The organism is Stenotrophomonas sp. GD03930 (assembly GCF_029839665.1).
Taxonomy (GTDB): domain Bacteria; phylum Pseudomonadota; class Gammaproteobacteria; order Xanthomonadales; family Xanthomonadaceae; genus Stenotrophomonas; species Stenotrophomonas forensis.
In genome coordinates, this window is record NZ_JAOCAV010000001.1 from 1449203 (window position 1) to 1467964 (window position 18762).

An 18762-nucleotide genomic window follows, 5' to 3' on the forward strand; every position below is an offset into this window, starting at 1 on the left:
AAGGGGACGGAGGGAATTAAGTCGTTTCTGCCTCTCCCGTCCCCGCCTTGCGCGGACGCCCCCGCTTGCGCAGCACCACGGATCTGCCCAGCGTCTGCTCCACCATCCGCAGGAACGCGTTCTCTCCCAAAGGATGTTGTCCCGCGCTGTGGGCACGGATGGCCGGCAGGTCCGCCGGTGCATCCAGGTCGTGCAGGAATCGTGCATAGAGCTTCGCGCGCTGTTTTCTTTCCGATGCCAATGCGTGGAACGCCGGATGCTCCGTCAGCATCGGATCATCACGGCGTTGCAGGTTTCCGTGCACGCTCGACCATGGATGGTCTTCCGGATCGGTCGTCATGCCGGCGCGGACCGGATTGAGCTCGATATAGCGATACACGCTGAGCAGGTAGCTGTCGCTGTCAACCATGGAAGAATGGAAGCGCCCCTGCCAGAGCGGGCCGCTGCGCGCATGCCGTTGATTGAACGCCTGGACATAGCTGTTGCCTTGCATGCGCATTGCATTGGCCAGGCCCAGTCGGGTGGATGGCGTGGCCAGCAGATGAACATGGTTGCCCATCAGAACGTACGCATGCAGCGCGACGTGATGTTTCACGAAGGCGTTGTGCAGCAGGTGCAGGAATAGTTGACGGTCAATATCGTCAACGAAGATGGCGCCCTTGTTCACACCCCGCTGCGTTACGTGGTACGGCTGGTCAGCCAACATCAGGCGCGCTTGTCGAGGCATGGGATTCCACGCGTGCGGAGATCGTCCAGAGTGCCGCCGCCGTGCCTGTGGAGGACATCAGGCATTGCCGCGAAGTTGTGTGGGGCGCGGCAGAAGTGACTTAATTCCCTCCGTCCCCTTTTCCGTAGCGCGCGGGTGTCACCCCCATCTCGCGCTTGAACACACTGATGAACGCGCCGGGCGTGTCGTAGCCCATCGACAACGCGACGCTGATCACCGGCTCACCCGCTAGCAGGTGCGGCAGTGCAAGCAGGACGCGCAGGCGCTGCCGCCAGAGGCTCAGTGTCATGCCGGTCTCGGCCAGCCACCGGCGGGCGAGGCTGCGGCTGGATAAACCACTGGCGATGGCCCACGCCTCGATGCTGCGGTTGTCGTATGGCGCGCGTGTCAATGCAGCGGCGATCCGCCGCAGGCGACGATCGCGTGGCTGGGCCAAGGCCAGCGGCAGCGGTGTGCTGGCAGCGATCTCATCGGCGATCACACCGGCCAGTCGCGTTTGCACAGCATCCAGTGGTGGGTGGGGCCATTGCAGCGCACGCGCCGTCGCAGCCTTCAGAAGCGCGTTGGGCTGAAGAATGCGTGGCGTGACGGGCAGGCCCAGGCAGGCCTCGGCACTGAAGTACAGGCTCCAGCCATCGAACCGCTCCGCGCTCACCAGTGCGTGGGGCAGTGAGGGCGGTATCCAGGCCACATGACCCGCCGGCAGCAGCCAGTGCAGGTGGCCAACGTCGATCCGCAACAGGCCCTGATGCGCGCCCAGCAGCTGCCCGCGTGCGTGCTGGTGGCGGGAGGTGCGGCGCGGACCGTGCAGGCGCAACTGTGCCGCCCACACCACCGGTCCGTCGGCGGCATCGGCCAATGTGGGGTCGATCAACGCGGTGGATGTCTGATCTGGCATATCGAATGGCCGTTATACGGCAGAACCGTCATCATCAGGTGCACAGACTGGAGTCCACTTCAACGGAGTACGCCGCCATGCAGCCACAGGACATCCTTCCCGACCACCAGAACGACGTCCAGATCAACGGTCTCACCGTGCGCAAGGGCAGCGTCGGTGCCTTCCTCGCCAGCGTCCGCGACTGGCAGGACCCTGCCGCTGACGCCGTCGTTCGTGCCACCGCCGAGGCCGACCTGCGTGCGCTGTTGCCGGGTCTGCACGCACTGGGGCTGTTCCAGGTGCTGGCTGCGCGTGATCCAGCGTTGCAACGCCTGATCGATGGCATGGCCTGAAAAGGAGAAGGCCCGGACAAGCCGGGCCTTTGCGTCAATGTGGGGCGGAAGCGACTTAATCCCCTCCGTCCCCTTTTTGCGGTCAGCCGCCCGGCGCAAACACCAGAGTACGGCGGGTGGTAACCGGGGCGCTGACCGGCTCGAAGCGCCAGCGCTTCACTGCGTTGAGGGCTTCGCGGTCGAATACGCGGGCGGGTGTCGCGCGCAGCACGCGTGCGTTCACCACCGAGCCGTCGGTGCCGACGGTGATCTCCACCAGCACTTCGCCCGAGGTGCCCGAGCGCAGGGCTTCGCCCGGATAACGCGGCGCCGGCGTGCTGACCGGGCGCAGGGTCGGTGCAGCCGGGGCCGCAGCCTGGCGTGCGGCGCTGGCCTGCTGCGCGGCAGCCTGCTGCTGCTTCTGCTCGGCTTCACGACGGGCGGCGGCCTGGCGCTCGGCCTCCTGCCGTTCGTTGTCGCGGCGTGCGGCATCCTGCTGCGCGGCAATCTGCTTGGCGGCATCGGCTTCCTTGGCGCGTTGCTCGGTCAGACGCTGCTGCTCGGTCTGCTGCTTGCTGCGGTCCTCGGCGTCCTTCTTCGCCTTTTCGGCTTCCGCTTCGGTGCGCTTGGCGGCGTTCTGCACGCCCTTGGCCAGGCCTTCCTTCAGGCGCGGCAGGGCCGGCGCGGACGCATCCACTTTCTCGATCAATGCCACCAGGCGCTGCGCCTCGGTGTAATCCTCGCGCGCCAGATGCTGCTCGGCGGCGATCAGGGTGTAGGGCAGCAGGTCGGTCAGCGCACTCTTCACCGAGGCGTCGTCTGGCGTCTTGTCACGCAGGGCGAGGTAGTACTCGATGGCGTTGTCACCGGCCGGCGCGTACATGCGGTTCTCGCGCAGCGCCTGGCTGGCCGATTCGCGCAGCTGTTCGGTACCCATCGACTGCACCTTGGCAGCGACCACCGGAGCGGCCGGTGCAGCAGCGGCGGGTGCCTTGTCCGGCGCGGAAGCCGGAGCTTCCTCCTTGCCCGAGCAGGCGGCCAGCGCCAGTGCCAGGGCAACCGGCAGCCACCGGCGCGCGGCGGTGATCATTGAGACGTGCGACATCCTGCTCCCCTCTAGAAGACGACGTGACGTAAATCATTGATATGCATGGCCGGGACCTGTGGTCCGGCGCGGCTGGGTGACGTTTCCCGACGCCACCGCCGGCAACGGCGAGGGTGCAATCTAGCATCCCGGCCACCGCCGCGTACAAGGGGCGGTGGCCGGGACAGGCAGCGGCAACCCGGCCGCTACCGGCGACGACATCAGTGGTCGTGCGCCTTGTCGTGCGGCTTGCTGTGGCTGTTGGACATCAGCTTGTCGGTCCAGGCGATGCCGATCGCCGACAGGATGAACACGCAGTGGATGATGGTCTGCCAGAGCACGCCTTCAGGGGTCAGCATCGAGCAGCGGGCGATCCCGATGTTGGCGGCGGCCACGCTCATCTGCTCCGGCGTGCACAGTGGGATGCCATTCAGTGCGCCACTGGCGATGAAGGTCTTCAGCAGGTGGATGGAGGAGATGCCGATGATCGCCATCGCCAGCTTCACCTTCAGCACGCTGGCGTTGACGTGGCTCAGCCACTCCGGCTGGTCCGGGTGGCCTTCCAGGCGCAGCCGCGAAACGAAGGTCTCGTAGCCGCCAACGATCACCATCACCAGCAGGTTGGAGATCATCACCACGTCGATCAGGCCCAGCACGATCAGCATGATCTGCTGTTCACCCATCGAGACCGAGTGCGAAATCAGGTGCCAGAGTTCCTTGCCGAACAGGAACACATAGACGCACTGCGCCACGATCAGGCCCAGGTACAGCGGCAGCTGCAGCCAGCGCGAGGCGAAGATCAGGGTGGACAGGGGGGAGAGCGGCGGTCGGTTTGCACTCATGCGGGGGATGCTGCGTTTCGGGGGAGCCGCGAGGTTACCGGCCCGCCATGACGGTGCCAACCCAACTCACGCACTAGACTCCAGGTTCCTTTCCGCACCCGAGCCGCCGCCATGATCGACCTGTATTACTGGCCCACCCCGAACGGCCACAAAGTGACCCTGCTGCTGGAGGAAACCGGCCTGCAGTACCGCATCCACCCGGTCAACATCGGCTCGGGCGACCAGTTCAAGCCGGAATTCCTTGCGATCTCGCCCAACAACAAGATGCCGGCCATCGTCGACCAGGCCCCAGCCGATGGCGGTGCCCCGCAGAGCGTGTTCGAGTCGGGTGCGATCCTGCTGTACCTGGCCGAGAAGACCGGCCAGTTCCTGCCCAGCGACCCGCGCGGCCGCGTCACCACCCTGGAATGGCTGTTCTGGCAGATGGCCGGTCTGGGCCCGATGAGCGGCCAGATGGGTCACTTCAATGTGTACGCGCCGGAGAAGATCCCGTATGCGATCGAGCGCTATGACAACGAGGTGCGCCGCCTGCACGGGGTGATGGACAAGCGCCTGGCCCAGCACGCCTTCCTGGCTGGTGATGAATACACCATCGCCGACATGGCCAGCTACCCGTGGATCGGCGCCTACGACAAGATCCCCGTCGATTTTTCCGCGTTCCCGAACCTGAAGCGCTGGCATGAAGCGATCGCCGCGCGCCCGGCCACCCAGCGCGCCTACGCCCTGCGCCAGCAGGTGAATCCGAACGCCGGCAAGCCGCTCAGCGACGAAGAGCGCCGGCACCTGTTCGGCCAGCGTTGACCCGGGACGGTGGGTGCCGACCGCTGGTCGGCACCCCATACGGGCAGGCCTTATGGGCAAAAGGTCATGCTGTCTTCCTGCACGGGCTTGGTTAGGATGGGGGACGACCGCCCTGCATCCATCGTGGTGGGCGGACCTGCCGTTTGCCGGGATTCTTCATGCGCCACCTGTTCGCTTCGCTCGCCCTCATGCTCGCCACCAGTACCGCCGCCCACGCTGAAAAGCTGACCCTGGAAGCCATCACCGGCCCGCTGCCGTTGTCCGGCCCGACCCTGATGAAGCCCAAGGTGGCGCCGGACGGGTCGCAGGTCAGCTTCCTGCGCGGCAAGGACAGCGACCGTAACCAGCTGGACCTGTGGACCTACGACATCGGCAGCGGCCAGACCCGCCTGCTGGTCGACTCCAAGGTGGTGCTGCCCGGCACCGAGACCCTCAGCGATGAGGAGAAGGCCCGCCGCGAGCGCCAGCGCATCGCCGCGATGACCGGCATCGTTGATTACCAGTGGTCGCCGGACGCGCAGCGCCTGCTGTTCCCGCTCGGCGGCGAACTGTATCTCTATGACCTGAAGCAGCAGGGCCAGGCCGCGGTACGCCAGCTGACCCACGGCGAGGGCTTCGCCACCGACGCCAAGCTGTCGCCGAAGGGCGGTTTCGTCAGCTTCATCCGCGGCCGCAACCTGTGGGTGATCGACCTGGCCAGCGGCAAGCAGCTGCAGCTGACCCGCGACGGCAGCACCACGATCGGCAACGGCGTGGCCGAATTCGTCGCCGATGAAGAGATGGACCGCCACACCGGCTACTGGTGGGCGCCGGACGATTCGGCCATCGCCTTCGCGCGCATCGACGAGTCGCCGGTGCCGGTGCAGAAGCGCTACGAAGTCTATGCCGACCGTACCGACGTGATCGAGCAGCGCTATCCCGCCGCGGGCGATGCCAACGTGCGCGTGCAGCTGGGCGTGATCGCGCCGGCCGCCGACGCACAACCGCGCTGGGTCGACCTGGGCAAGGAACAGGACATCTACCTGGCCCGCGTCGACTGGCGCGATGCGCAGCACCTGAGCTTCCAGCGCCAGTCGCGTGACCAGAAGCAACTGGACCTGGTGGAAGTGGCGCTCGATTCCAACCGCCAGCGCGTGCTCGCCCACGAAACCAGCCCGACCTGGGTGCCGCTGCACAACAGCCTGCGCTTCCTGGAAGACGGCAGCGTGCTGTGGTCGTCCGAACGCACCGGCTTCCAGCACCTGTACCGCATCGACAGCAAGGGCAAAGCCACCGCGCTGACCCGCGGCAACTGGCCGGTGGACGAGCTGCTGGCGGTCGATGAGAAGGCCGACAAGGCCTATTTCCGCGCCGGCATCGAGACCTCGCGCGAAAGCCAGATCTACGCGGTGTCGCTGCAGGGCGGCGAGCCGCAACGGCTGTCGAAGGCGCCGGGCATGCACAGCGCCAGCTTCGCCCGCAACGCCAGTGTCTATGTCGACAGCTGGTCCAACAGCAGCACGCCGCCGCAGATCGAGCTGTTCCGCGCCAATGGCGAGAAGATCGCCACCCTGCTCGAGAACGACCTGGCCGATCCCAAGCACCCGTATGCGCGTTACCGTGACGCGCAGCGCCCGATCGAGTTCGGCACGCTCACCGCCGCTGATGGCAAGACGCCGCTCAACTACAGCCTGATCAAGCCGGCCGGTTTCGATCCGTCCAAGCGCTACCCGGTGGCGGTGTACGTCTATGGTGGCCCGGCCAGCCAGACCGTCACCGACAGCTGGCCCGGCCGCGGTGATCACCTGTTCAACCAGTACCTGGCCCAGCAGGGCTACGTGGTGTTCTCGCTGGACAACCGCGGCACCCCGCGTCGTGGCCGTGACTTCGGCGGCGCGCTGTACGGCAAGCAGGGCACGGTGGAAGTGACCGACCAGCTGCGCGGCGTGGCGTGGCTGAAGCAGCAGCCGTGGGTCGACCCGGCACGCATCGGCGTGCAGGGCTGGTCCAACGGCGGCTACATGACCCTGATGCTGCTGGCCAAGGCATCGAACCAGTACGCCTGCGGCGTGGCCGGTGCGCCGGTCACCGATTGGGGCCTGTACGACAGCCACTACACCGAACGCTACATGGACCTGCCGGCGCGCAATGAAGCGGGCTACCGCGAAGCGCGCGTACTGACCCATATCGAGGGCCTGCGTTCGCCGCTGCTGCTGATCCACGGCATGGCGGACGACAACGTGCTGTTCACCAACTCGACCAGCCTGATGAGCGCGCTGCAGAAGCGTGCCCAGCCGTTCGAACTGATGACCTACCCGGGCGCCAAGCATGGCCTGTCCGGTGCCGATGCGCTGCATCGCTACCGCGTGGCCGAAGCCTTCCTGGGACGTTGCCTGAAACCCTGAACCACAGCCGGGAAGGAGCCCGCCGATGACCCTGCCACCGCCGATTCCCGCTCATCAGCAGCGATCTGCTGGCTGGTGGTGCCGCCACTGGCGCTGGGCGATGCCGTTGACCGTGGTGCTGGTGCTGGGCACGGTCGGTGGCGTGGTGGCCTGGAGCGTGCTGGGTTGGAGCGAGGCGGCGCGCGAGAGCCCGCCGATGCGCGAAGCACTGCGCCGCGCCGGCTGCAGCATCGAGCTGGTGGACGCGTTCGGCGAGCCGCTGCGTGCCGGGTCGATGCCGCTGGGCAGCATGCAGACCGCGATCAACGGCCAGCGTGATGTCGGCCTGACCGTCTCGCTGGAAGGGCCGCACGCGCACGGCCGGTTGTTCGTGAAGGGCACCCGCAGCGATGACGTGTGGGATTACCCGGTGATGTACGTGCTGGCCGAGGACAAGCAGACCTTCGACCTGACCGCGCTGGATGATGATGAAGCGGCGCACGAATGCGCGCTGCAGGCCTGCCGTGATCGTGGCGAGTGCCCGCTGACCGCCGCATTGTGACCTCCGGCCGATTGTCGCCGCCGCACTGAACGCGTAGGGTGCGGGCAACCCTGTCCTGGAGTGCACCATGAAGCCGATCGCGTTGGCCGTTGCCCTGGCCCTGACTGCCGCCCCGCTGCTGTCCGCACCGCCGGCCCTGGCCGCACCCGCCGCCAAGGCCACCACCCCGGCCAGCCCGGCCTGGGTCGCCCGCAGCAATGCGCTGGCGCAGATCCTGCTGGATGCGCAGGGGCCGTTCCAGCCGGAAGAAACCGGCTTCTTCGGCGTGCCCGGCTACGACGACAAGGTGGCCGACCTGGGCCCCGACAACGGCAAGCGCTACCGCGCCGCGATGGCCAAGGCACGTGATGAGCTGAAGGCGAAGCTGGCCACCGAGCAGGATCCCAACGTCCGCCAGGACCTGGAGATCATGATCCATGCCGCCAGCCAGAACATCGAAGGCAGCGAGCTCAACGAGAAGTACCTGCTGCCGTGGAGTGATGCGCCGCAGACGGTGTTCAGCGGCCTCAACCTGCTGTTGTCCGACCAGGTGCCGGCCGAGCGCCGCGCCAAGGCGATCGACCGCCTCAAGGCCTATGCCGGCCTGCAGCCGGGTGGCACCGCCTTCACTACGCTGGCGCGCCAGCGCTACGAAGAGCGGCTGAAGGACAGCACGCTGCTGCAGCCGACGAAGATCGAAGTGCAGCAGTCGCTGGACAACGTCGAGACCTACATCACCGGCATCGAGTCGCTGCTGAAGAAGTACCAGATCGCCGGTGCCGACGAGGCGATGAAGACCCTGGCCGGGCAGATGAAGGACTATGCGGCCTGGACCCGCACCGAGGTGCTGCCGAAGGCACGTGCCGACGCGCGCCTGCCGGCGCCGCTGTACGCCTACCAGCTCAAGCAGGTCGGCATCGACATCGACCCGAAGCTGCTGATGCAGCGTGCGCAGCTGGAGTTCATGGAAACCCGCTCGGCGATGCAGCAGCTGGCGCCGCTGGTGGTGAAGGACAAGGGCCTGAAGGTGGCCGATCCGAGTGACCCGGTGGCGGTGATCCGCGCGCTGAAGGCCGACAAGATCGCTGACGATCATCTGGAAGGCCATTACCGCAAGGTGATCGATGCGATCGATCCGCTGATCCGCGAGCACGCCATCGTCGACGTGCCCAAGCGCGCGATGCAGATGCGCCTGGGCTCGGCCGCCGAGAGCGCGGCCAGCCCGGCCCCGCACTTCCTGCCGGCACCGCTGGTCAACAACACCGGGCAGCAGGGCACCTTCGTGCTGCCGCTGGGCAACCCGGCCGCGGGCCCGGGCGCGCAGTACGACGACTTCAACTTCGGGGCAGCGGCATGGACGCTGAGTGCGCATGAAGGCCGCCCGGGCCACGAGCTGCAGTTCACCGCGATGGTCGAGCGCGGCATCTCGCTGGCGCGCACCATGTTCGCGTTCAATTCGGTGAACGTGGAAGGCTGGGCACTGTACGCGGAAGCCGAGATGGTGCCGTACGAGCCGCTGGACGGGCAGATGATCGCGCTGCAGTTCCGCCTGCTGCGCGCCGCACGCGCGATGCTTGACCCGATGCTCAACCTCGGCCTGACCGACCGTGCCAACGGCGAGCGCGTGCTGATGGAGCAGGTCGGTCTGTCCAAGGCGATGGCCACCCAGGAACTGGATCGCTACATGGTGCGCATGCCGGGCCAGGCCGGCAGCTATTTCTATGGATATACCCGGATCCTGGAGCTGCGCATGCAGACCGAACTGGCGCTGGGCGCGAAGTTCGACCGCCTGGCGTTCAACAACTTCCTGCTCGACCAGGGCCTGCTGCCGCCGGACCAGCTGGCCGACGCGGTGAACAAGGTGTTCGTGCCGAAGTACAAGCGCTGAGCATCGCCGGGTAATGCCGGCCACTGCCCGGCAATCGCCGTCTGTAGATGCCGACCTTGGTCGGCGCCGTGGGTTTCGTGCCAACCAAGGTTGGCACCTACCAGAACGATGCGTCGTCTGTTGCAGGGGTAGTGCCGGCCGCTGGCCGGCATTCCCTTGGCGCAGGAAGCATTCCTGAGGTTGCCGGCCAGCGGCCGGCACTACCGGCGCTGACCCGGGAAGGTCACCGCTGCGGCGGCGGAGGCGTGATCACCTGCGTCGGCAGCCGTGCCGGCGGCTGCGGATTCGGTACCCAGATCGCGACACCGGCGGCGCGCTTCTGCGTGGTCGGAATGCCGATGCCGACGCCGCCACCGACATGCGAGCCGAACGTACCGGCGCCCACCGACATGCCCACCGGCGAACCGCTGCTGCCCACGCCCACCAGCACCACACCATTGGCACCCAGCGCCGCAGCCTCGCGCTTCAGGCGTGCCACGGCGGCATCGGTCTGGCCCTGGGTGCCGAAGCCCACCGCGGATGCCGATTCCAGCTGCGCGATTTCCTGGGAGCCGGCCGGCGGCGTCGAATAGATCTGCACCTGGGCCGGGTCGATCGGCGCGCGGGCACGGCCCAGCATCACCTTGGACGTACTGGCACAACCGGCGGCGGCCAGCAGCATGGCCGCCAACGCGGCCCAACGAATGTTCATGGCATCACCCCTGCAGGACTGGTTGCGATCATCGGCGGGCCACTCTGAATCGGGGCCAACACCCGGGCCAGGGCACGCTCCACCGAACGCTAGCACGGCCCTGGTGACAGCCCCGCCAATGGCAGTAGGCGGCAGCGGCGGGAACGTCTATGGTGGGCCCAGGAACCAACGGCGGGAGAGCGGCATGGGTGTGATCAGTCTGTTGTGGGGCGTACTGGCGCTGTTGTGGATGATCCTGGCGCTGATTCCGCTGCTGGGCTGGGGCAACTGGTTCCTGATCCCGTTCGCTGCCGTCGGCGCGGTGATCGCCGCGCTGGGCATCCTGTTCACCCACCCGAGCAAGCGCGGCCGGGCCTGGGCCGGACTGGTCCTGAACGGCATCGTGGTGGTGGTCGGCATCCTGCGCCTCGGCCTGGGCGGCGGCGTGATCTGAGCCCGTCCCCGGGTGCGACAGGGCGTCGCAGGCACACGGCCCACAGCCGGGCAGGGGCGTACAATGAATGGCTGCGCGAGCCCCCCGCGTGCCTGTGAATCCGCGCCCGGCGCGGCTGCCCCATGATCATCCGACCCCGTCCCCACGGCTGGCAACTGCTCTACATCCTGCGCGGTTCGATCGTCAAAGCGATCGCCCCCAAAGTGCTGGCCATCCTGGTTCTGTCCATTGCCGTGGCCGCGGTGGTGGAACTGGCGCCACCGACCGGCATCGAGCGCGTTTCGGTCACGCCGTTCACCCTGCTCGGCCTGGTGCTGTCGATCTTCCTCAGCTTCCGCAACAGCGCCTGCTATGACCGCTGGTGGGAAGGCCGCAAGCTGTGGGGCCAGCTGGTCTTTGAATCGCGTTCGCTGGCCCGCCAGGTCAATCTGCTGCTGGCCGATGACCATGGCCGTCGCCGCCGCATCGCCTATGTCACCACGGCCTTCGCCCATGCCCTGGCCGGGCGCCTGCGCGGGCGCATCGTGGCCCTGATGGCCCTGCCGTGGCTGGACAAGCGCCAGCGTGAACAGCTCGGCCAGCGTGAGAACGTGCCTGACGCGCTGCTGTCGATGATCGCCGCCGAACTGGCCCAGGCCCTGCGCGCCGGTGACCTCGACCCGATCCTCTACGCCCAGCTGGAGGAGCGCCTGCACGCGATGTCGTCGATCCAGGCCGGCTGCGAGCGCATCCTCACCACACCACTGCCGTTCGCCTACACCCTGCTGCTGCACCGCTGCGCGTGGATGTTCTGCGTGCTGCTGCCGTTCGGCCTGGCCAGTTCGCTGGGCTGGGGTACGCCAGTATTGTCGGCGGTGCTGGCTTACGCCTTCTTCGGCCTGGACCAGCTGGGCGAGGAAATGGAAGACCCGTTCGGCCTGGAGCCGAACGACCTGCCGCTGGACGCGCTGGTGCGCACGATCGAGATCGACCAGCTCGACGCGCTCGGCGAACGCCCCTTGCCCGAACCCCTGCTGCCGCAGGGCTACCTGTTGCAATAGCCACTCCTCGGAGCCTGCCATGTCCCACCCGCTTTACCGCCCGCGCCGCATGCGCCATGACGAGTTCTCGCGCCGCCTCATGCGCGAGAACACGCTGACCACCGACGACCTGATCTACCCGGTGTTCGTGCACGAGCTTGCCGGCCGCACTGCGGTGCCGTCGATGCCGGGCGTGGAGCGGCTGTCGATCGAAGAACTGCTGAAGGTGGCCGAGGAAGCGCTGGAACTGGGCATTCCGGTGATCGACCTGTTCCCGGTGATCGACCCGTCGCTGAAGTCGCTGGACGCGTCGGCGGCGTGGGCCGAGGACGGCCTGGCGCAGCGGGCGATCCGCGCGCTGAAGGCGCGTTTCCCGGAACTGGGGGTGATGACCGACGTGGCGCTGGACCCGTACACCACGCATGGCCAGGACGGCATCATCGATGACAAGGGCTATGTGCTGAACGACATCACCGTCGACGCACTGGTCAAGCAGTCGGTGTCGCATGCCGAGGCCGGTGCGGACATCGTCTCGCCGTCGGACATGATGGACGGCCGCATCGGTGCGATACGCCGCGGGCTGGATGTCTCCAACCACATCAACGTGCGCATCATGGCCTACTCGGCCAAGTACGCTTCGGCGTTCTATGGCCCGTTCCGTGATGCGGTGGGCAGCGCGGCCAGCCTCGGCAAGGCCGACAAGAAGACCTACCAGATGGACCCGGCCAACGGCGACGAAGCCCTGCGCGAAATCGCGCTGGACCTGGAAGAGGGCGCCGACATGGTGATGGTCAAGCCGGGCATGCCCTACCTGGATCTGGTACGCCGGGTCAAAGAGACGTTCGGCGTGCCGACCTTCGCTTACCAGGTCAGCGGCGAGTACGCGATGATGAAGGCCGCCTTCGCCAACGGCTGGCTGGACGAGCGCGCCTGCGTGATGGAGTCGCTGCTGGGCTTCAAGCGGGCCGGTGCCGATGGCGTGCTGACCTATTTCGCGCCGCAGGTGGCGCGATGGCTGCGCGAGCGCTGACAATGGCGCGACGATAGACGGAGGAAAGCGCGATGGGACCCGAACTGGGATGGATGCAATGGCTGATCTGGGGCATCGGTACGCTGGTGTTCGGCGCCATCATTGTCGGTGTCTTCATCGCGGCCTGGCGGGCCGGCAAGCGCCCGCCGGAGCAGCTGTCGGCGGCCCGCCACGTGGCCCGTGAGCAGGCCCTTCCGGACAGCGTGCAGGCCGAACTGGCCGCGCTGAACCAGCGCAAGGACAATGGCCAGCTGAGCGAGGTCGAGTACGAGCAGCAGCGTGCCAGGGTGTTGTCGCGCTGACGGCGATGCTCTGGTAGTGGCCAACCTTGGTTGGCGGTTTTGCTTCTGTGCCGACCAAGGTCGGCACCTACCAATCGATCATCCACGCTGGGTGCCAACCTTGGTTGGCACCTTCCTGCATGCCAACCAAGGTTGGCATCTACCAGACGGCCATCCACGCATGGCGTGGATCTACTGCACGCACCCGGGCACCGCCGCCACCTTCGGCACCGCCAACCGGTACACATCCACGCCGCCGGCACGCGGCGCCTTGGCCGCACTGCTGGCGACCAGCATCTCGCCGGGCTTGGCGTTGTCGATCACCGGCGCACCGGTCCAGCCGCCGGGCTGGTTGAACGACAGCCCCAGCGGCTGCAGCGCCACGCCGCTCCACGCGCAGCCGCTGCTCCAGACCTGCGCGGTCGCGCCGCTGCCGCGGCTGAACACCACCGCGCCATCATTGCCGAGCCAGTCAGCGTCGGTCTCGTCCTCGGCGCTGTTCAACGCGCCCAGTGCGGTGGCCCGGCCACGCACGCCCTGCGCGTCCAGCGGCGCCACGAACAGATCCCAGCCTGCGCCACGTCCCTGCTGGCGGGCAAACAGCAGGCGCTGGCCATCCGCGCTCAGGGCCGGCCCGCGCTCTTCCCGGCGCCCGCCATCGCCGGCCAGGGCCTGCGCAGCGCCCAGCCGGCCATCGGCGGACAATGCCGCGCGATACAGCGCCAGCGTGCCTTGGCGGCCGGCCGCGAACAGCAGCCAGCGCCCATCGCGGCTGAGGTAGGGATCGCGGGCCTCACCGGCCACGTCCACCGGCAGGGGCTGCGCCTGCTGCCAGCGGCCATCGGCCACGCGCGCTTCCCACAGGCCCCAGCCGGACTCGCTGCGGCGGGCGAAAACGATGCGCTGGCCATCGGCACTGATCGTGGCGCGGCCCTCGTCGGCGCGGGTCGAGACCATGCCCATGCCTTCGATGCCGTACTCGTTCAACGCCATCGCCACGGGGGCAGAGAGTAGACTGGCGGCGAGCACCAGCAGGGGCGGGGTGATGCGCATCATCCGGGTCCGTGCACGAAAGAGCATCAGTCTAGCCAGCTTGAGGATTCCATGACCGACCGTTACGCCGTCTTCGGACACCCCGTTGCCCACTCGAAGTCGCCGCAGATCCATGCGACGTTCGGTCGCCAGGAAGGCATCGCGGTGGATTACCGCGCAATCGACCTGGCCCCGGATGCATTCCTGGCCGGTCTGGAGGCGTTCGCCGCCGAGGGCGGTGTCGGCGCCAACGTCACCCTGCCGCACAAGGAAACCGCGTTCTCGGTGTGCACCACGCTGACCGCACGGGCGCGCCGCGCCGGCTCGGTCAACACCCTGCTGCGCAAGGGCGACCGCTGGCACGGTGACACCACCGATGGCATCGGCCTGGTGCGCGACCTGACCGACCGCCACGGCCTGGACCTGCGTGGCCGCCGCATGCTGCTGATCGGTGCCGGTGGCTCCGCACGCAGCGTCGCCCCGGCGCTGCTCGATGCCGGCATCACCGAGCTGGTGGTGGTCAACCGCACGCCGGAACGCGCCGATGAACTGATCGATGCGATGGGCGAACCGGGCCGCGCGATCAGCCGCTACTGGGAAGACCTGCGCGACCTCGGCGACTTCGAGCTGATCGTCAACGCCACCTCGGCCGGTCGCGACCGCAATGTCGAGTTCAAGCTGCCGCTGTCGCTGGTCAATTCGATGACGACGGCCGTCGACCTGAACTACGGCGAGGCCGCCATCGCCTTCCTGGCCTGGGCGCGCGCGGCGAACTGCCGCAATACCGTCGATGGCCTCGGCATGCTGGTCGAACAGGCCGCCGAGAGCTTCCTGCAGTGGCACGGCGTGCGCCCGCAGACCGACGAGGTCTACCAGTCGCTGCGCCAGGGTGCGGCCGTGCTGACCGGCGAGGACTGAGCCATGGACAGCACCGCCTTGCTGGTGACCGTACTGAGCATGGTCGGCGTACGCCTGCCGGTGCTGATCGCACTGTGCGTGGGCCTGGTCTGGGTGGTCGGCGCGCCGCGCGATGCCACCCGTACCGGCGCGCTGGTCGGCCTGCTGCTGTTGCTGCTGTCCTGCCTGGGCGGCCTGGCCGCCGGCATCCTGCCGATGTGGCTGGTCAGCAGTGGCAACTTTGGTGCCGTGTCGGGCATGGGCGCCGTGCTCGGCGTGCTGCACTTCGCGCTGGCGTTGGTCGAGGCCATCGGCGTGGTGCTGCTGGTATGGGCGCTGGTGCGCCTGCTGCGGCTGCGCGGCAACCCGGTGCAGTGACACCCCGGTGACGGCCCTGGGCCGTCGCCTGTAGCGCCCGGCGTGTTCATCCCGCTGCTCGGCGTCGTCGCTGCCCCGTTCAGGGTGCCAGCGGCGGCGGACGTGGCCGGCCATGCGACAATGACCGGCCTGATCCAGCCACGGTACTTCCCGGCGTGACCGAAACCGTCGCCGCTCCGCGCACGCTCGATGACCCCTTGAAGGACGCGATCCGCAAGGCGTACACGACGCTGCAGGCCAATACCCCCGGCTTCTCCACCCGCCGCTCGCAGAGCCAGATGATCGGCGTGGTGTCGCGTGCGCTGTCGAAAAGCGGTGGCGTCGGCGTGGTCGAGGCGCCGACCGGCGTCGGCAAGAGCCTGGGCTACCTCACCGCGGGCGTGCCGATCGCGCTGGCCAGCAAGAAGAAGCTGGTGATCAGCACCGGCACGGTGGCGCTGCAGTCGCAGCTGGTCGAGCGTGATATCCCGAATTTCCTCAAGGCCACCGGCCTGGAAGCGACGGTGGCGCTGGCCAAGGGCCGTACCCGCTACCTGTGCACGCGCAATGCTGCCGAGGCGCAGGGCGAGGGCTCGCAGGGCGGCATGTTCGAGGATGACGCGCCGCTGTTCGACCGGCCGCTGGCGCCGATCGAGATGGACATCGCCAAGCGCCTGACCGATGCCTTCACCGGCGGCAGCTGGGATGGCGACATCGACAACGCGCCGGAAACCATCAGCCCCGGCCTGCGCAGCCGCATCACCACGCCGGCTTCGGGTTGCGCCGGGCGCCGCTGCGCCTATTCGGCGCAATGCGCGGTGCTGCGTTCGCGCAATACCGTGCGCGACGCACAGATCGTGGTCACCAACCATGCGCTGCTGCTGTCGGCGTTGTCGATCGGCGACAGCGACAACGGCCAACCGTTGATCGCGGCGCCGTCGGACATGCTGCTGGTGCTGGACGAAGGCCATCACATCGGCAACGTGGCGATCGACCAGGGCGCGGCCAGCCTGGCGCTGGACGAGATGGCCAAGCGCACCGGCCGCCTGCAGATCCTGATTGCCGGCGCCTACCGCGCGGTCGACAAGGACCGCCTCGGCAACCTGCTGCCCAACGAAGCGATCGAGATGGCCAGCAACGTGGCCAAGCAGCTGCGTGCCTTCCGTGACCACATCGAACGGGTGTGGATGCCGGCGCCGGCCGACGAGGAACCGATGTGGCGCGCCGCCAACGGTCGCCTGCCCGAGGCCTGGCGCGAGCCGATCGAAGCGCTGGCCGACGATACCCGCAGCCTCTACAACTGGGCGCATGCGGCCACCGCGCAGGTGGCCAAGGGCAAGCCGGACGATGCCGCGCGCGAGCGCCTGCAGCGCAACCTGGGCATGGCGTTGGAGATGATCGAGCAGCAGTACAACCTGTGGCAGGCGTGGCGCCGCGAGGACAAGGACGGCGCGCCGCCGATGGCGCGCTGGGTCACCGCCACCCGCGACGGCGACCTGGTGCTGCACGGCTCGCCGGTGTCGGCTGCGCACGTGCTGCGCAAGCTGCTGTGGGACGAAGTGGATTCGGTGGTGATGACTTCGGCGACGCTGACCGGCGGCGGCGATTTCCAGTCGCTGGCGATCGACAACGGCATTCCTGAAGAGGCCGAGATGGTCTCGCTGTCCTCGCCGTTCGACCTGCCCAACCAGGCCGAGCTGATCGTGCCGAAGTTCCCGGTCACGCCGGACGACCGCGAGGGCCATCCGCGCGAAGTGGCGCGTTACCTCGACACCGAGCTGGACTGGGCCAAGGGCTCGATGGTGCTGTTCACCTCGCGCTGGAAGATGGAGAAGGTGGCCGGCCTGATGCCGGCCGCGCGCCGCAAGCAGGTGCTGGTGCAGGGCGAGATGTCCAAGACCCGCTTGATCGACGAACACCTGCGCCGCGTCGCGGCGGGCGAGGGCTCGGTGCTGTTCGGCCTGAACTCGTTCGGCGAGGGCCTCGACCTGCCCGGCGAAGCCTGTACCACGGTGGTGATCACCCAGGTGCCGTTCGCGGTGCCGACCGACCCGCAGACCGCCACGCTCAGCGAGTGGTTCGAAGGGCGTGGGCTCAACGCGTTCAACCTGATCGCGATTCCGCACGCGCTGCGCACGCTGACCCAGTTCGCCGGCCGCCTGATCCGCACTTCCACCGACACCGGCCGCGTGGTCATCCTTGATTCGCGGCTGCTGACCCGCCGCTACGGCAAGCGCATCATCGACGCGCTGCCGCCGTTCAAGCGCGTGATCGGCTGACCGGTAGTGCCGGCCGCTGGCCGGCAAAACGGGGACGGAGGGGATTAAGTCGCAAATGGCACAAACGACCTGATCCGCTCCGTCTCCGATCGCTACCGACGCAGCGGCAGCCATTGCCCTTCGCTGGCGCTGCGCCACAGCCATTCCACCGGACCGAAGCGATGGTCGCGCAGCCACCACGCACTCGCCCACAGCTGCAGCGGGAACACCACCGCTGCCACCAGCAGCACCGGCCACAGCCCGTGCTGCGGGCCGATACCCCACCCGAAGCCGGCAAACAGCGGCACGCAGATGGCGCTTTGCAGCAGGTAGTTGCTCAGTGCCATGCGCCCGGCCGGGACGAACACGCGCAGCATGCGTTCGGCCCATGGGCGCAGATAGAGCAGGGCGAAGATGGCGGCCGCAGCGATGCCCAGTGCCAGCGGCGCAACGCGGTACGCCACGCGCAGCAGGTAGCCGGGCACGCCCGCACGCAGCACTGGCCATGCCTGCTTGAGCGCATCGGCGTGGGCATCGATCCACAGGAACGCGGCCGTCAACAGCAGCCCACCGAGGGCAATCGAGCGCAGCAGCGGCCGGTGTGCCTGCGGCTGCTGAAGCAGGCCGCGACGGCCGGCCCAGTAGCCCAGCAGGAAGCGGCCGAGCACGAAGAACAGCAGTGCCCAGTTGCTCAGCTTCAGCCATGCCGCCAGCTGCAGGTTGTGCCACCACGCCTGCGCCAGGTTGCCGTGCGCCAGTGCCTCGAGCGCTGTGGCGTTCATCTGCGCGCGCGGTGTGAGCAGGGCCACCCATTCGCGGATCCACGGCGACAGCAGCGGCGGCAGCAGCAGGGCGATGAACAGGCCACTGCACAGCAGGGCACGATCGCCCAGGTGCCGGAACAACGGCATCAGCAGGCCGACCAGTGCGTACACCAGCAGGATGTCACCCCACCACAGCAGCACCGAATGCAGCAGGCCGATCACCAGCAGCACCGCCATCCGCCGCAGGTGGGCGGCCATGCTGCCGGGCGCATGGCCGTCCATCTGCATCGCCACGCCCATGCCGAACAACAGCGAGAACAGGGTGATTGCCTTCATGTCCACCAGCCATTCCATGCCGGTGCGGATGGCCTGGTCGAGTGCCGCGCTGGGCAGCGCCTGCTGCGCGGCCTCGGTCATCAGCGCATCGAGCGAGAAGAAGCGCAGGTTGACCAGGAACACGCCGAGCAGCGCGAATCCACGCAGGGCATCGATGAGGGGCTGTCGCGGCGGGCGGTGGGTCATGCCCTGCAGCGTACCGGATCGGT

The 18762-nt window shown here is 67.9% G+C and carries 19 protein-coding genes; 12 read left to right on the forward strand and 7 right to left on the reverse strand.

The genetic code is table 11. From position 1 onward, the window contains the following. Positions 1-16: 16 nt before the first annotated feature. Together N5C18_RS06480 and N5C18_RS06485 are read right to left on the reverse strand one after the other, a co-directional pair. Positions 17-727: a transposase gene (locus N5C18_RS06480; protein ID WP_279944089.1), complete on the reverse strand. Its 711-nt coding sequence runs from the start codon at positions 725-727 to the stop codon at positions 17-19. Between the two features lie 100 nt (positions 728-827). After that, complete coding sequence (locus N5C18_RS06485; protein ID WP_279944090.1) at positions 828-1625, reverse strand: helix-turn-helix transcriptional regulator; 798 nt, start codon at positions 1623-1625, stop codon at positions 828-830. A 77-nt stretch (positions 1626-1702) separates the two neighbouring features. On the opposite strand from N5C18_RS06485, the gene N5C18_RS06490 reads away from it, so the two are divergent. Further along, on the forward strand, positions 1703-1957 hold the full coding sequence (locus N5C18_RS06490) for a hypothetical protein (RefSeq protein WP_279944091.1): 255 nt from the start codon (positions 1703-1705) through the stop codon (positions 1955-1957). Between the two features lie 82 nt (positions 1958-2039). On the opposite strand, the gene N5C18_RS06495 is transcribed toward N5C18_RS06490, so the two are convergent. Both N5C18_RS06495 and N5C18_RS06500 read right to left on the reverse strand, forming a co-directional pair. Next, entirely contained in the window at positions 2040-3041 is a 1002-nt protein-coding gene (locus tag N5C18_RS06495) for an energy transducer TonB (protein WP_053511323.1), read from the reverse strand. A 200-nt stretch (positions 3042-3241) separates the two neighbouring features. Next, positions 3242-3862 carry a TIGR00645 family protein gene (locus tag N5C18_RS06500; RefSeq protein ID WP_053511322.1) on the reverse strand — a complete coding sequence of 207 codons (621 nt, stop codon included), beginning with the start codon at positions 3860-3862 and terminating at the stop codon, positions 3242-3244. 111 nt (positions 3863-3973) lie between these two features. Between N5C18_RS06500 and N5C18_RS06505 the strand changes: the two genes are divergently transcribed. The 4 genes from N5C18_RS06505 (at position 3974) to N5C18_RS06520 (ending at position 9455) form a co-directional block, all read left to right on the forward strand. Beyond that, complete coding sequence (locus tag N5C18_RS06505) at positions 3974-4663, forward strand: glutathione binding-like protein (protein ID WP_053451106.1); 690 nt, start codon at positions 3974-3976, stop codon at positions 4661-4663. 158 nt (positions 4664-4821) lie between these two features. Then, a complete protein-coding gene (locus tag N5C18_RS06510; protein WP_180879452.1) occupies positions 4822-7047 on the forward strand; it encodes a DPP IV N-terminal domain-containing protein in 2226 nt (741 codons plus the stop codon). Positions 7048-7072: 25 nt separating this feature from the next. Next, positions 7073-7588 carry a cytochrome c oxidase assembly factor Coa1 family protein gene (locus N5C18_RS06515; RefSeq protein WP_133935869.1) on the forward strand — a complete coding sequence of 172 codons (516 nt, stop codon included), beginning with the start codon at positions 7073-7075 and terminating at the stop codon, positions 7586-7588. 67 nt (positions 7589-7655) lie between these two features. Next, on the forward strand, positions 7656-9455 hold the full coding sequence (locus N5C18_RS06520; protein ID WP_164086452.1) for a DUF885 domain-containing protein: 1800 nt from the start codon (positions 7656-7658) through the stop codon (positions 9453-9455). A 223-nt stretch (positions 9456-9678) separates the two neighbouring features. Here N5C18_RS06520 and N5C18_RS06525 read toward each other — a convergent pair whose 3' ends face one another. Then, positions 9679-10146: a hypothetical protein gene (locus tag N5C18_RS06525; protein WP_053451104.1), complete on the reverse strand. Its 468-nt coding sequence runs from the start codon at positions 10144-10146 to the stop codon at positions 9679-9681. 184 nt (positions 10147-10330) lie between these two features. Here N5C18_RS06525 and N5C18_RS06530 point away from each other — a divergent pair, with 184 nt between their 5' ends. The 4 genes from N5C18_RS06530 to N5C18_RS06545 all read left to right on the forward strand — a co-directional run bounded on the left by N5C18_RS06530 (position 10331) and on the right by N5C18_RS06545 (position 12930). Then, on the forward strand, positions 10331-10579 hold the full coding sequence (locus tag N5C18_RS06530; RefSeq protein ID WP_006475755.1) for a hypothetical protein: 249 nt from the start codon (positions 10331-10333) through the stop codon (positions 10577-10579). 122 nt (positions 10580-10701) lie between these two features. Further along, positions 10702-11619 (forward strand): bestrophin family ion channel, encoded by a 918-nt coding sequence (locus N5C18_RS06535; protein ID WP_053451103.1) that lies wholly within the window; start codon positions 10702-10704, stop codon positions 11617-11619. 19 nt (positions 11620-11638) lie between these two features. After that, positions 11639-12628, forward strand: coding sequence for a porphobilinogen synthase (gene hemB / locus N5C18_RS06540; protein WP_180879458.1), 990 nt, complete (start codon positions 11639-11641; stop codon positions 12626-12628). 32 nt (positions 12629-12660) lie between these two features. Continuing rightward, the gene (locus tag N5C18_RS06545; RefSeq protein WP_040006915.1) at positions 12661-12930 is read left to right on the forward strand and encodes a hypothetical protein; all 270 of its coding nucleotides are present in this window, start codon (positions 12661-12663) and stop codon (positions 12928-12930) included. A 171-nt stretch (positions 12931-13101) separates the two neighbouring features. Here N5C18_RS06545 and N5C18_RS06550 read toward each other — a convergent pair whose 3' ends face one another. Continuing rightward, a complete protein-coding gene (locus tag N5C18_RS06550) occupies positions 13102-13965 on the reverse strand; it encodes a hypothetical protein (protein WP_279944093.1) in 864 nt (287 codons plus the stop codon). A gap of 48 nt (positions 13966-14013) precedes the next feature. Between N5C18_RS06550 and aroE the strand changes: the two genes are divergently transcribed. The 3 genes from aroE (at position 14014) to dinG (ending at position 17474) form a co-directional block, all read left to right on the forward strand. Continuing rightward, the gene (gene aroE, locus N5C18_RS06555) at positions 14014-14859 is read left to right on the forward strand and encodes a shikimate dehydrogenase (RefSeq protein WP_053451100.1); all 846 of its coding nucleotides are present in this window, start codon (positions 14014-14016) and stop codon (positions 14857-14859) included. A gap of 3 nt (positions 14860-14862) precedes the next feature. Further along, entirely contained in the window at positions 14863-15216 is a 354-nt protein-coding gene (locus tag N5C18_RS06560) for a hypothetical protein (RefSeq protein WP_053451099.1), read from the forward strand. A 155-nt stretch (positions 15217-15371) separates the two neighbouring features. After that, entirely contained in the window at positions 15372-17474 is a 2103-nt protein-coding gene (gene dinG / locus N5C18_RS06565) for an ATP-dependent DNA helicase DinG (RefSeq protein ID WP_053451098.1), read from the forward strand. A gap of 92 nt (positions 17475-17566) precedes the next feature. Here the strand turns inward: dinG and N5C18_RS06570 are convergent, their stop codons facing one another. Next, positions 17567-18739: a DUF418 domain-containing protein gene (locus tag N5C18_RS06570; RefSeq protein WP_279944094.1), complete on the reverse strand. Its 1173-nt coding sequence runs from the start codon at positions 18737-18739 to the stop codon at positions 17567-17569. Positions 18740-18762: the final 23 nt, after the last annotated feature.